Raw genomic sequence first — 12,187 nt, 5'->3', positions numbered from 1 at the left:
TCAATTTAAGCTACCTGAACTGGCACGGCTTTAGCTATACGGCTCATCATATTATCACCGTCAAAATAGGCGACATTAGGCTTATGGTGACGGGCATCTTCGTTAGGGATTTGTACGTATGAGCAAATAATTAGCTTATCACCTACCGCAGCACGGCGTGCTGCTGCCCCGTTAACTGAAATTATTCTAGAACCACGTTCAGCGGCGATAGCATAAGTGGAAAAACGCTCGCCGTTATCCACGTTATAGATATCAATAGCTTCATATTCCAGAATACCGGCTGCATCCATGAAATTCTGATCAATTGCACAGGAACCTTCATAATGCAAATCCGCCTGAGTGACTTTCACTCGGTGTAATTTTCCCTGTAGCATCGTGCGTAACATGGTTTTTCTCCTGATTCGATGACAACTTAGAACCTTTTTTGCGTCAATAACGCCTGATGCAACAACGGCGATTATTGCGTTAAATCTACTTGCTGATTATCGATCAAACGGGTTTGCCCTAACCAAGCAGCCATTAGAATAACGGCTTTTTTGCTTTCGGTATTTAACGGCGCCAATGTTTCCGCGTCACAGATAAACAACTCATCAGGTACAAAGCCCGCTTCGTGTAGCTGCGCGGAAGCTTGAGTAAGCAATTGTTCTGTGTAGCGTTCGCCTTGCGCCATTTTTTCAGCGATAGATCGCATAATCTTGCTGAGTTCTGGAGCGATTAGATGTTCATCGGCTGTTAAATTGTTATTACGTGAACTAAGAGCCAGACCATTTTTATCGCGCACCGTGGGTACTGAAACCAGCGTAATATCATAAGCCAGATCGGCAATCATTTTGCGAATAAGTTGTAATTGCTGAAAATCTTTTTCGCCAAAATAGGTTAAATCTGGTTGCACTAGATTGAACAGTTTGCTCACCACGGTTGAAACACCCCGGAAATGACCGGGACGACTGGCCCCTTCCAACATGGTAGAAAGCCCAGGAACTTCAACATAAGTCTGATATTCCATACCATTAGGGTATATTTCCCTATCAGCAGGAGCAAATACCAGATCGACACCATGTTGATGAAGTTTTTCACAATCTTCTTGTAAAGTGCGGGGATATCTTGCCAGATCATCCTGACGATTAAACTGCATCGGGTTGACGAAAATAGAGACGATTACAATATCTGCTTGCCCTTTGGCTGTATCGACTAACGTCATATGGCCGTCGTGCAAGTTACCCATTGTCGGCACCAGTGCAATGCGTTTTCCTTCCTGACGCCAACGGCGGATTTCACGGCGTAGAATCGGTACAGTTTCGACAATCAGCATTGCTTAATACTCCTTAGTCTGTTTGCAGCCTTCGGGCTAATAAGGGTAATTTATTAATAAAATGAGTGTTCTTTACCTGGGTAGATGCCGCTTTCCACCTGTTCTTTATATAAGCGGATGGCAGCACGTATATTTCCTGCTTCTTCAAGGAAGTTTTTCACAAATTTAGGCGGGCTTACTGTAATGCCTAGTACGTCATGCATCACTAAAACTTGCCCATCAGTCACATTGCCAGCGCCAATACCAATGACCGGGATCTGTAATTCATCGGTGATACGTTTAGCCAAATCAACCGGGACGCATTCTAGTACCAGCAGTTGTATGCCCGCCTTTTCTAAGGTAATGGCATCTTTTATCAATTGATTAGCTGATTCTTCATCACGCCCCTGAACTCTATAACCGCCCAGAATATGAACTGACTGGGGAGTGAGTCCTAAATGAGCGCAAACGGGTACAGAACGCTCGGTAAGCATACTAATGGTATCGTATAACCAGCTACCGCCTTCAAGTTTCACCATGTTAGCGCCAGCACGCATGAGCTTAGCCGCATTTTCACAACTCTGCTCTGGGGTGGCATAACTCATGAAAGGCATATCGGCAATAATAAAAGTATAAGGTGCTCCGGCACGGACGCAACGAGTATGATAGACAGTATCTTCAACTGTCACTGGAATGGTGGTATCAGCCCCTTGCACTGTCATACCCAGTGAGTCGCCAACCAGCATGACATCGATACCTTGTTCAGCGAACAGGTGGGCAAAGCTGGCGTCATAAGCGGTAATAGTCGCGAACTTACGTTTTTCTTTCTTGAGCTGATTCAGATCAGTCATGGTTATTGGTTTCATTATCTATTTTCCTTCTCCTGCAATTTTTCTTGTTATGTACAGAAATCGGCCACGGACTGAACTGAGATCCTTATATGTAATGATTAGAATCAGAGGACTGCGGTTGCAGCCAGAGCTCCAGGCCGTTTTCTGGAATATGTTTTAGTCTTTCAGATAAAGCTTCCCCGTCAGGAAATATGAGATCAGGGGCAATTTCGGCTAACGGGTAGAGCATAAATTCGCGCTGTTTTAGCCCGTAGTGAGGTACTGTCAAGCGTTCGGTATTAATCACCCGATCGCCAAATAGCATGATATCCAGATCAAGTGTTCTTGGCCCCCAGCGCTCATCTTTTCTTACCCGCCCTTGAACCAGTTCAATCGCCTGAGTGTGATTGAGTAATTCTTCCGGTATTAGAGTGGTCTCCAGCGCGACTGCCACATTCAGAAAATCAGGTTGATTCTGCGGCCCCATCGGTTTAGTACGATACAGTGAGGAGCAGACAATAAATTCTGTTTCCGGTAGATCTTTTAGTGCAGCAAGCGCATTTTTTACTTGCTGCATAGGTTCCGCGAGATTGCTGCCAATAGCGATATAAACACGAGCCATGATTATCAGCCGTTCCTGCTTAGTCTTGGTTTATAGTGACGGCGCGGCCGTGTACGACGGCGGACGATCTCACTGCCCAAGTCGGAAATCATACTCCGCTGCTGTGATGCATTGACTTGCTGAAACTCTCCCCACCAATGGGCAAGCTCTTTTAGTTCATTGCGGTTTTCGACATTGGCTCGCAGTTCCAGCAAATCATAGGCAGCACGGAATTTAGGATGTTCCATCAGCTTGTTTGCCCGCTTACCGTGACGGCGTGGCAGACGTAACTGTAATTGCCAGATATCACGCATGACGGTTGTCAGACGCTTAGGAATGGCAATGGAGTGGCATTGCTCATCCAGAATATCATTCATAGCCAATGCAAAAGCGTCGTAGTAAGCCAGGCCGCCTTCTTGGGACAGCTTTTCTGCATGTTCAACCAGTGGATACCAGAGCATCGCGGCGAACAAAAACGCTGGATTAACTCGTTTATCGTTCTGTAACCGGTAATCGGTATTCTTCAAAACCTGATTGACCATACGCTCCATTGGCGAGTCGTTATTTTCGGTGAAATAGAGTTGAACCAATGGGAAAAGTGGTTGAAATAGGTGATATTCGCGCAGAAGTTGATAAGTGCTGTAGCCTTGGCCGGTTTGTAAAAGTTTTAGAGATTCTTCAAACAGACGGGCTGGTGGAATATTACTCAGCAGAAAAGCCAAACGAGAAATCGGTTCGGCGGTATCTTCGCTGATGGTCATATTGAGTTTGCAGGCGAACCGGATCGCGCGCAGCATTCTTACTGGATCTTCTCGATAGCGAGTTTCAGGATCGCCAATCAAACGGATAACACCGGTTTCCAGATCATGAAGGCCGCCAGCATAATCACGCAGAGAGAAATCACTGATGCCGTAATAGAGGCTGTTTATGGTGAAATCGCGGCGCATAGCATCTTCTTCAATTGATCCGAAGATGTTATCCCGCAGTAACATACCGCTTTGTGCTTGTTGTGACTGATTTTTATCATCAGAATCCGTTTGTTCATGTGGACCACGGAATGTTGCGACTTCAATCACTTCCTGACCAAACATAATATGAGCTAAGCGAAAACGGCGTCCAACCAAACGGCAGTTGCGAAATAATTTACGTACCTGTTCTGGTGTAGCATTGGTGGCAATATCAAAATCTTTCGGTTTCGTACCGAGTAATAAATCACGGACGCCACCGCCAACCAGATAGGCTTCAAAGCCGGATTTATTCAGACGGTAAAGAACTTTCAGCGCATTTTCACTGATATCTCTGCGGGAAATACTATGTTGTTCCCGTGGAATGATCGTTATCAATGAATCCGAATGGGGATTCTCCTGTTCAACCTTCCTTTGTCTTTTCACATTGGATGAAGATTGATGGTAGTTTTGGCGATTAGAGTGAAGAGTTACGTACTCTTCCTGAGTAGAACGATTAGATCCGGTGATTGATCCTTCACTGGCTGCCTGTGGTTCGCGGTTAGTTTTCCCTTCGCGGATCAATAAGTTACGGCAGAAATTTGCTACTCGGTTAAAAATGGTACACCTCGATAAGTAACTAATCATATAAAACAAATAAAAAACAGCGGCTAATCATAGCCTACTGTGTATTTTTTGAGAATGGTTGTTATGACTAACCGTAATTTTATTCACGTTATCTATGCATTTTACCTTGTCGTGGAATTCGGTCTAGCTCCCAACGTGCTGTTGCTTTTTTCAACAACTGATCACGAGAAAGGTCTTGCCAGTTTTCGATGACAGGTTGATTAAGGAAAGATAATGCCTTAATCAGTAATGGCCGGGGATCATCCAATGGGATCGGCATAGCATGATTCTGTTTGGAAAGTTTATTGCCATCCTTATTCAGAGCGAGTGGTAAATGAATATAGTCAGGTATTTTCAGATTTAACTGCTGATAAAGCGCAATCTGACGGACGGTTGGTTCGATCAAATCAGCCCCTCTTACCACCTCGGTCACCCCTTGGTAATCATCATCAATAACAACTACCAAATTATAGGCAAATAAGCCGTCACGACGGTGAATAATAAAATCTTCCTCAGCCATGACCGGATCGGCGTTCAGATATCCTTGCAATTTATCTTCAAAACCGTAAACCGGATGACGTTGTTTGAATCGAATTGCTGCATTATCGACGGGCAAATTTAATTCACGACAGCTTCTATCATAAAAACCATTAGTCTGGTGAATGCGTTGACGGGTACAGGTGCAGTAATAGCTTAAGCTTTGTTGTTGCAATTGATTAAGGATATGGCGGTAAGCCTCATGGCGCTGAGATTGATAGAGAATTTCACCATCCCAATGTAAACCGTAATGCTCAAGCGCATGAAGAATACGATTGGCAGCACCGGGAACTTCTCTAGGCGGATCAATATTATCAATACGTATCAGCCACTTTCCCTGACAAGCGCGGGCTTGCAAATAGCTGCCAATGGCAGTGATTAATGAACCAAAATGCAGGTCGCCAGAAGGTGACGGGGCGAAACGCCCAATATAAGCGCGGGGACGTTCAGATTTTATCATATGGGGATCAGTGGCGATTGTTTATACTCGTTATCCTTCAAGTTGCCTCTTTGTTGGCTGCACTCACTCACCCCGGTCACATAGTTATCTATGCTCCCGGGGATTCGCTCCCTTACCGTCGCGATGCATCTTGAAATCCATAGGGTATATACGGCGCCATGAAGACGCCGTATTCGGAACACCATTAGTTAGCCAGCCATCTGTTTTTCACGGATTTCGGCCAGAGTTTTACAATCAATACACAAATCTGCGGTTGGACGGGCTTCCAAACGACGGATGCCGATCTCAATGCCACAGGATTCACAAAAACCGAAATCGTCATCTTCGACTTTTTTCAGGGTTTTCTCGATCTTCTTAATCAACTTACGTTCACGATCGCGGTTACGTAATTCAAGACTGAATTCTTCTTCCTGCGCCGCACGGTCAACTGGATCAGGGAAGTTCGCTGCCTCATCTTGCATATGAGATACAGTACGATCTACTTCATCCCTGAGTTGATTGCGCCATGCTTCAAGAATTAGCTTGAAATGCGCCAACTGGGCATCGTTCATGTATTCTTCACCTGGCTTTTCTTGGTAAGGTTCTACCCCAGCGATGGCGAGAATGCTTAAGGACGAGGTTTTACGTTTTTGCCCTTCTTGCATAATACTTCTCCTACACACGCACTATCAAACAAACCCCTAGCGGGGAAAAAAACAGGCCGCTATAAATAGCAGATGGAGCATGGGTTGGCAATTGTTCCTGCCATTAGTTTCACAATGGTGTGGAAGCAAATGTATTGCATGCCTTTACACCTTGTACAACCTGGCTGCAAATAATTAGGTAAATCGATAAATTAATCATTTTAGTACAAAAGTTAACTTATCGCCTAAAATCATCCCTTTTCCTGTCATGTTGGCCTGGTAACAGATAACTTCGACCCCAGAATTTTGCGCTTGTTCCAAAAGAGATGAATAATTATGATCAATATGTGCTGCCGCCGCGACCTGCCTGATGCCAGAATGCAAAACCGCAAAAAATAATACCGCTCTTTGCCCTTGCTCTGCTATGTGTTGCAATTCCCGCAGGTGTTTTTGCCCGCGGGTCGTGACAGCATCAGGGAAATAGCCGCAATTTTCCTGGAGAAGAGTCACTGATTTCACTTCAATATAGCAATTAACTTGTTGTTCTGCTTGTAACAATAGATCTATCCGGCTGTTCTCTTCGCCATATTTTACTTCCCGACTGATTTTTTTATATTCAGAAAATTCTGGAATGGCATGTTGGGCAATGGCCTCAGCGACTAAATCATTTGCTCTGAGCGTATTGACGCAAATCCAATGACCATCCTGCGTTTCTGTTAATTCCCAACTGTTAGGGTATTTGCGCTTTGGGTTGTCAGATGTGGAGTACCAAACCGTATCTCCCGGTGTAGCACAGCCGGTCATTGCGCCCGTATTGGCGCAGTGGATAGTCAGTGTTTCACCTTCCGGTGTAATGACATCAGCCAGGAAGCGTTTATAACGACGAATTAGCGTGGCGGATTGTAAGGGTGGATGGAACTCCATAAAAACTCCTTGATGACTGATGGCATAAGATTGAAGCGGGTAATGCTACAATGCCGGCGGTTGAAAGTTAACTTTCTTTGTATGGAGTGTTTGTGTCTTTATTGCCTGTATATGAGGTCGTCGAGCCTGTTTTGAGTGCGTTGAAAAGTTCACAACAGGTCCTGCTTCATGCTCCGGCCGGTGCCGGGAAATCGACGGTTTTGCCATTGGAAATTCTGAAAAAGGCCGATTTTTCTGGGCGCATCATCATGTTAGAACCACGGCGGATTGCTGCTCGCAGTGTTGCTAATCGCCTTGCTGCTCAACTGAATGAAAATACCGGGCAGACGGTGGGTTATCGGATGCGTTCAGAAACGAAAGTGAGTGCGACTACCCGCCTTGAAGTGGTAACGGAAGGCATTCTGGCTCGAATGTTACAGCAGGACCCCATGCTAACAGGCGTTTCTCTGGTCATTCTGGATGAATTCCATGAGCGCAGCTTGCAGGCTGATTTGGCGCTGGCATTGTTGCTGGATGTACAGGCAGGGCTGCGGGATGATCTACGAATTTTGATCATGTCGGCGACGCTGGATAATCAGCGGCTCTCTTCCTTATTACCTAATGCGCCAGTGATTATTTCAGAAGGGCGAAGTTTTCCGGTGACCAGACATTATTGTTCTTTGCCTGCTCACCAACCTTTTGAACAGGGTGTAGCTTCAGTTGTATTGCGGTTACTCCAACAGGAGCAAGGTTCTGTGCTGTTGTTTTTGCCGGGTAGCGGAGAAATTCAACGGGTATGTGGACTGCTTAAAGAGATAGTTGCTGAAGATACTGATCTTTGCCCGTTATACGGTGCGTTGTCATTGGCTGAGCAACAAAAAGCTATCGAACCTTCACCACGTGGACGTCGTAAAGTTGTTTTGGCGACTAACATTGCAGAAACCAGCTTAACGATTGAAGGTATTCGATTGATGATTGATAGCGGCCTTGAACGCACGACGCGTTTTGAACCCAAAAATGGGTTGACTCGTCTGATCACTCAACGCATCAGTCAGGCGTCTATGACGCAACGAGCTGGTCGAGCAGGCCGACTGGAAGCCGGCGTTTGTTGGCATCTATTCAGCCAGGAACAGGCAGAAAGAGCGGCAGAACATAGTGAGCCTGAAATTCTGAATGCTGATCTCAGTAGCTTATGGCTCTCCTTATTGCAGTGGGGATGTCATGATATTTCCCAATTGCACTGGCTAGATAGGCCGCCTGCGGCAGCTTTGGCGGTAGCCAAATCGCTGTTATTGCAGTTGGGTGCAATCAATAACAATGGTCAGTTAACGTCGAGAGGCAGAAAAATGGCGGAATCTGGCAGTGATCCGCGCTTGGCTGCGATGTTATGTGCGGGATTGGAACGAGGGGCCGACATGCTGGCGACTGCCGCTATGCTGACCGCGATTCTGGAGGAGCCGCCCCGTGGTGGTCAGCCGGATATCACTTATTGGGTTGAGCGGCGACAAGCTCATTGGTTACGGCGGGCAAAGCAGTTAGCTAGGAATATGGGCGATCATTTTGGTGAACCAGACGGCGGATTGGCTGCAATGCTATTAGCCCTGGGTTTCCCTGATCGAATCGCCAAAAATCGGGATAAGGCAGGGCGTTTTCAACTGGCGAATGGTCTGGGAGCGATAATTGATGATGAAGAAAAGTTATCCGGCGAATCGTGGCTGGTGGCTCCTTCATTATTACAAAACAGCAGAAATCCTGATGCGCGTATTTTGCTGGCTTGTCCTCTGGATATTGAACGACTGATACAGCAACAACCGAATTTATTTAGCGAACAGAGTGCCGTTGAATGGGATGATAACAAAGGGACATTGCAGGCTTGGAATCGGCTGCAATGCGGCAGCCTCACAGTGAAAGCCCAACGATTGACAAAGCCTTCAGATGAGCAATTACAACAGGCCCTGCTAAACTGGTTACGTAGTGAGGGATTACATGAGTTGAACTGGTCGCCGGCGGCAGTTCAATTGTGCATCCGTATCCAATGTGCGGCCAGATGGTTGCCTGAAATGCAGTGGCCGGCAGTAGATAATGATGCATTAATGGTTTCTCTTGATGATTGGTTGATGCCGTTCCTTACTGGTGTGCGTGATTTGAAAGGGCTGAAACAGATTGATTTGTTGCCGGCACTGGAAAGTTTACTGGATTGGCAACAACAACAGTGTCTGGATAATGAATTGCCTATTTATTACACTGTTCCAACTGGCAGTCGGATAGCAATCTGTTATTTCAGTGATAAACCACCGGTATTATCTGTTCGGATGCAGGAAATGTATGGTGAGCAGCAAAGCCCATCTCTGGCAAAAGGGCGGGTGGCCGTGGTGCTTGAACTATTATCGCCAGCCCAAAGGCCATTGCAGATTACGCAAGACTTGGCCGCTTTTTGGCGAGGCTCGTATCGAGAAGTGCAAAAAGAGATGAAAGGGCGTTACCCAAAACATCTATGGCCGGATGATCCGGCAAATACATTACCCACTCGGCGGGTAAAAAAATATTCGCAGTAGAATTTAACAACTTTTTGCCGGCGAATAGATTCACTAAAAGATATGAATATCAATTAATTAGCATCTAAGCGGCTTTGGAGAATTTTGGAATGTCTGGTGAAGATCGTCAACCAATCGGGCGTAAAGGCAAAAAACCGGTATCCCGCCGTAAACGGCCGTTAAAAAGACGATATCTGTTGGATGACGATGATAATGGCTATGAAGATGATGACTACGATGATGAAGAGGATCAACCCATGACAACGAAAGGAATGTATTCCCGTCCACCGAAGAAAAAGCGGCGTTGGTTCTGGTTGTTATTCAAGATATTTATTATTTTTGCCGTATTGCTGGCGGCTTATGGTGTCTATCTGGACGCCAAAATCCGCGATCGCATTGACGGAAAAGTTTGGGAGTTACCGGCGGCAGTTTATGGCCGCATGGTTAATCTTGAACCGGGCATGAACTACAGCAAGAAAGAGATGGTACACCTGCTGGAAGGAATGCAGTATCGTCAGGTGACGAAAATTACCCGTCCAGGAGAGTTTTCTGTCAGAGGTGAAACCATTGAAATGTTGCGCCGTCCGTTTGATTTCCCTGACAGCAAAGAGGGACAGATCCACGCTCTGCTAACTTTCAGCGATAACCGTTTGGCAGGGATCGAAAATCTGGAAAATCAGCGTCAGTTTGGATTCTTCCGCCTTGATCCGAAGTTGATTACCATGTTGCAGTCTCCCAATGGGGAGCAGCGGTTATTTGTGCCACGTTCGGGTTTCCCAGAGTTACTGGTTAACACCTTGCTGGCGACGGAAGATCGCCATTTCTATCAACATGATGGCATCCGTATTCTTTCCATTGGGCGTGCCGTATTGGCTAACTTGACTGCCGGGCGCACGGTTCAGGGGGGAAGTACCCTGACGCAACAATTGGTTAAAAACCTGTTCCTGACCAATGAACGCACTTTGATACGTAAAGCCAATGAAGCCTATATGGCTGTGCTGATGGATTATCGCTACAGCAAAGATCGGATTCTCGAACTGTATCTGAACGAAGTTTATTTAGGTCAAAGTGGTGATGAGCAGATCCGAGGATTCCCGCTGGCGAGTCTTTACTATTTTGGTCGGCCAGTGGATGAATTGAGTTTAGATCAACAGGCGTTGCTGGTCGGTATGGTGAAAGGCGCTTCGCTCTATAATCCGTGGCGTAATCCTAAACTCGCTCTCCAGCGTCGTAATGTGGTGCTCAAGCTGTTACAAAACCAGCAAATTATTGATGAAGATCTTTATAAATTATTGAGCGCTCGTCCACTGGGGGTAAAACCGAAAAGTGGTGTTATTACCCCACAACCGGCGTTTATGCAGCTAGTTCGTAAGGAATTGCAGGACAGACTGGGGGATAAAGTCAATGACCTGTCCGGCGTGAAAATCTTCACGACATTGGACCCGGTATCTCAGGATGCGGCTGAAAACGCAGTAGAGGAGGGGATTGCCAGCCTGAGAAAAACCCGCAAAATTGCTGATCTTGAAGGGGCAATGGTCATTGTCGATCGCATCAGTGGTGAAATCAGGGCGATGGTTGGCGGTTCTCAACCTCAATATGCGGGATTTAACCGAGCAATGATGGCGCGTCGCTCAATTGGCTCACTAGCGAAACCATCTACCTATTTGGCGGCCTTGAGTGAACCTGATCAATATCGGTTGAATAACTGGCTGGCAGATGAACCCTTGGTAGTAAAACTACCGAACAGCAAAGCTTGGGAACCGAGAAATTATGACCGTCGTTTCCGTGGGCGTGTCATGTTAATAGATGCGCTGGCGAATTCTCTGAATATTCCTACAGTGAATCTTGGATTGGCTGTTGGTCTTGATCATGTCAGCAACACCTTGATCCGGCTTGGCGTACCGGAGGAAGTGATTCAGCAGGTTCCGGCTATGTTACTGGGTTCTCTCAGCTTGACGCCTTTAGAAGCGGCGCAGGAATACCAGACGATGGCGAGTGGCGGCAACCGTGCGACACTTTCCGCATTACGTTCTGTTATCACGGAAGATGGCACTGTGATATATCAGAGTTACCCACAGGCTGAACGGGCGGTACCGGCTCAGGCGGCTTATCTGACGCTGTACGGTATGCAGCAGGTGGTAGCGAGCGGGACTTCTCGTTCTCTGGCGGCCAAGTTTGGTCGCTATAATCTGGCGGGTAAAACGGGCACTACCAATGATCTGCGTGATAGCTGGTTTGCCGGAATCGATGGTAAAGAAGTGGTGATTGCATGGGTTGGCCGTGACAACAACGAACCGACCAATCTGACCGGTGCTACAGGGGCGTTGAATGTGTATCGCCGTTATCTGGAAAATCAGACGCCGCTGATGCTGAATAACATTCCACCGGAAGGCATTGTCGATATGGCGGTTAATCAGGATGGCAGCTTTAGTTGTAGCGGCAGTGGTTGGCGAACATTACCGGTTTGGACTTATGATCCACAGAGTTTGTGCCAGCAAACAGCGGTATCAGCACCTGTTCAACAGCAAGAAGAAGCGCCGGGCTGGTTACGAGAGATGTTTGGACAATAATATACCCGTCATCTTTAAATCCATAGGGTATAAATATTTAATAAGATAAATGACAAAACGCTGATCTTCTGGTCAGCGTTTTGACTTTCTGAGTATTGTTTTCCTGAATATTGTTTTTCGTCTGCAAAGCCACCTTTCACCGTTTTTTTCATCAGATTCCCAAACATATCGCGTCATTACCTTTTCGGCTTTACACCATTATCGCGAAAGGCAACCGCTCGTGAAGGGGATAAAGTTACCTGTGGCAAACATCCCGGTACTTACACG

General features: G+C 46.4%; 11 protein-coding genes. 2 read left to right on the top strand and 9 right to left on the bottom strand.

Annotation, left to right across the window (positions count from 1 at the left end; all coding sequences use genetic code 11):
• Positions 1-5 precede the first annotated feature (5 nt).
• The 8 genes from panD to sfsA all read right to left on the bottom strand — a co-directional run bounded on the left by panD (position 6) and on the right by sfsA (position 6,837).
• Positions 6-386, bottom strand: coding sequence for an aspartate 1-decarboxylase (gene panD / locus TI10_RS10715; RefSeq protein WP_049583280.1), 381 nt, complete (start codon positions 384-386; stop codon positions 6-8).
• Positions 387-457: 71 nt separating this feature from the next.
• Complete coding sequence (gene panC, locus TI10_RS10710) at positions 458-1,312, bottom strand: pantoate--beta-alanine ligase (protein ID WP_049583279.1); 855 nt, start codon at positions 1,310-1,312, stop codon at positions 458-460.
• Between the two features lie 53 nt (positions 1,313-1,365).
• A complete protein-coding gene (gene panB, locus TI10_RS10705; protein ID WP_049583278.1) occupies positions 1,366-2,157 on the bottom strand; it encodes a 3-methyl-2-oxobutanoate hydroxymethyltransferase in 792 nt (263 codons plus the stop codon).
• A 70-nt stretch (positions 2,158-2,227) separates the two neighbouring features.
• Positions 2,228-2,743, bottom strand: coding sequence for a 2-amino-4-hydroxy-6-hydroxymethyldihydropteridine diphosphokinase (gene folK, locus TI10_RS10700; protein ID WP_049583277.1), 516 nt, complete (start codon positions 2,741-2,743; stop codon positions 2,228-2,230).
• 5 nt (positions 2,744-2,748) lie between these two features.
• Positions 2,749-4,251 carry a polynucleotide adenylyltransferase PcnB gene (gene pcnB, locus TI10_RS10695; protein ID WP_244161565.1) on the bottom strand — a complete coding sequence of 501 codons (1,503 nt, stop codon included), beginning with the start codon at positions 4,249-4,251 and terminating at the stop codon, positions 2,749-2,751.
• A 151-nt stretch (positions 4,252-4,402) separates the two neighbouring features.
• Positions 4,403-5,290: a tRNA glutamyl-Q(34) synthetase GluQRS gene (gluQRS, locus tag TI10_RS10690; protein ID WP_049583275.1), complete on the bottom strand. Its 888-nt coding sequence runs from the start codon at positions 5,288-5,290 to the stop codon at positions 4,403-4,405.
• Between the two features lie 188 nt (positions 5,291-5,478).
• Positions 5,479-5,934, bottom strand: coding sequence for an RNA polymerase-binding protein DksA (gene dksA / locus TI10_RS10685; protein WP_011145244.1), 456 nt, complete (start codon positions 5,932-5,934; stop codon positions 5,479-5,481).
• A gap of 195 nt (positions 5,935-6,129) precedes the next feature.
• Positions 6,130-6,837 (bottom strand): DNA/RNA nuclease SfsA, encoded by a 708-nt coding sequence (gene sfsA / locus TI10_RS10680; RefSeq protein WP_049583274.1) that lies wholly within the window; start codon positions 6,835-6,837, stop codon positions 6,130-6,132.
• 92 nt (positions 6,838-6,929) lie between these two features.
• Between sfsA and hrpB the strand changes: the two genes are divergently transcribed.
• Both hrpB and mrcB read left to right on the top strand, forming a co-directional pair.
• Entirely contained in the window at positions 6,930-9,371 is a 2,442-nt protein-coding gene (gene hrpB, locus TI10_RS10675; RefSeq protein ID WP_049583273.1) for an ATP-dependent helicase HrpB, read from the top strand.
• 89 nt (positions 9,372-9,460) lie between these two features.
• The gene (mrcB, locus tag TI10_RS10670) at positions 9,461-11,920 is read left to right on the top strand and encodes a bifunctional glycosyl transferase/transpeptidase (protein ID WP_049583272.1); all 2,460 of its coding nucleotides are present in this window, start codon (positions 9,461-9,463) and stop codon (positions 11,918-11,920) included.
• A 14-nt stretch (positions 11,921-11,934) separates the two neighbouring features.
• On the opposite strand, the gene TI10_RS24990 is transcribed toward mrcB, so the two are convergent.
• Entirely contained in the window at positions 11,935-12,072 is a 138-nt protein-coding gene (locus tag TI10_RS24990; protein WP_155416475.1) for a hypothetical protein, read from the bottom strand.
• Between the last annotated feature and the right edge of the window lie 115 nt (positions 12,073-12,187).

Origin of the sequence: Photorhabdus luminescens subsp. luminescens (assembly GCF_001083805.1) — a bacterium.
In the GTDB taxonomy this organism is placed as follows: domain Bacteria; phylum Pseudomonadota; class Gammaproteobacteria; order Enterobacterales; family Enterobacteriaceae; genus Photorhabdus; species Photorhabdus luminescens.
The sequence above is the reverse complement of the archived record's forward strand: the minus strand, read 5'-3'. Positions and strand labels throughout refer to the sequence as shown.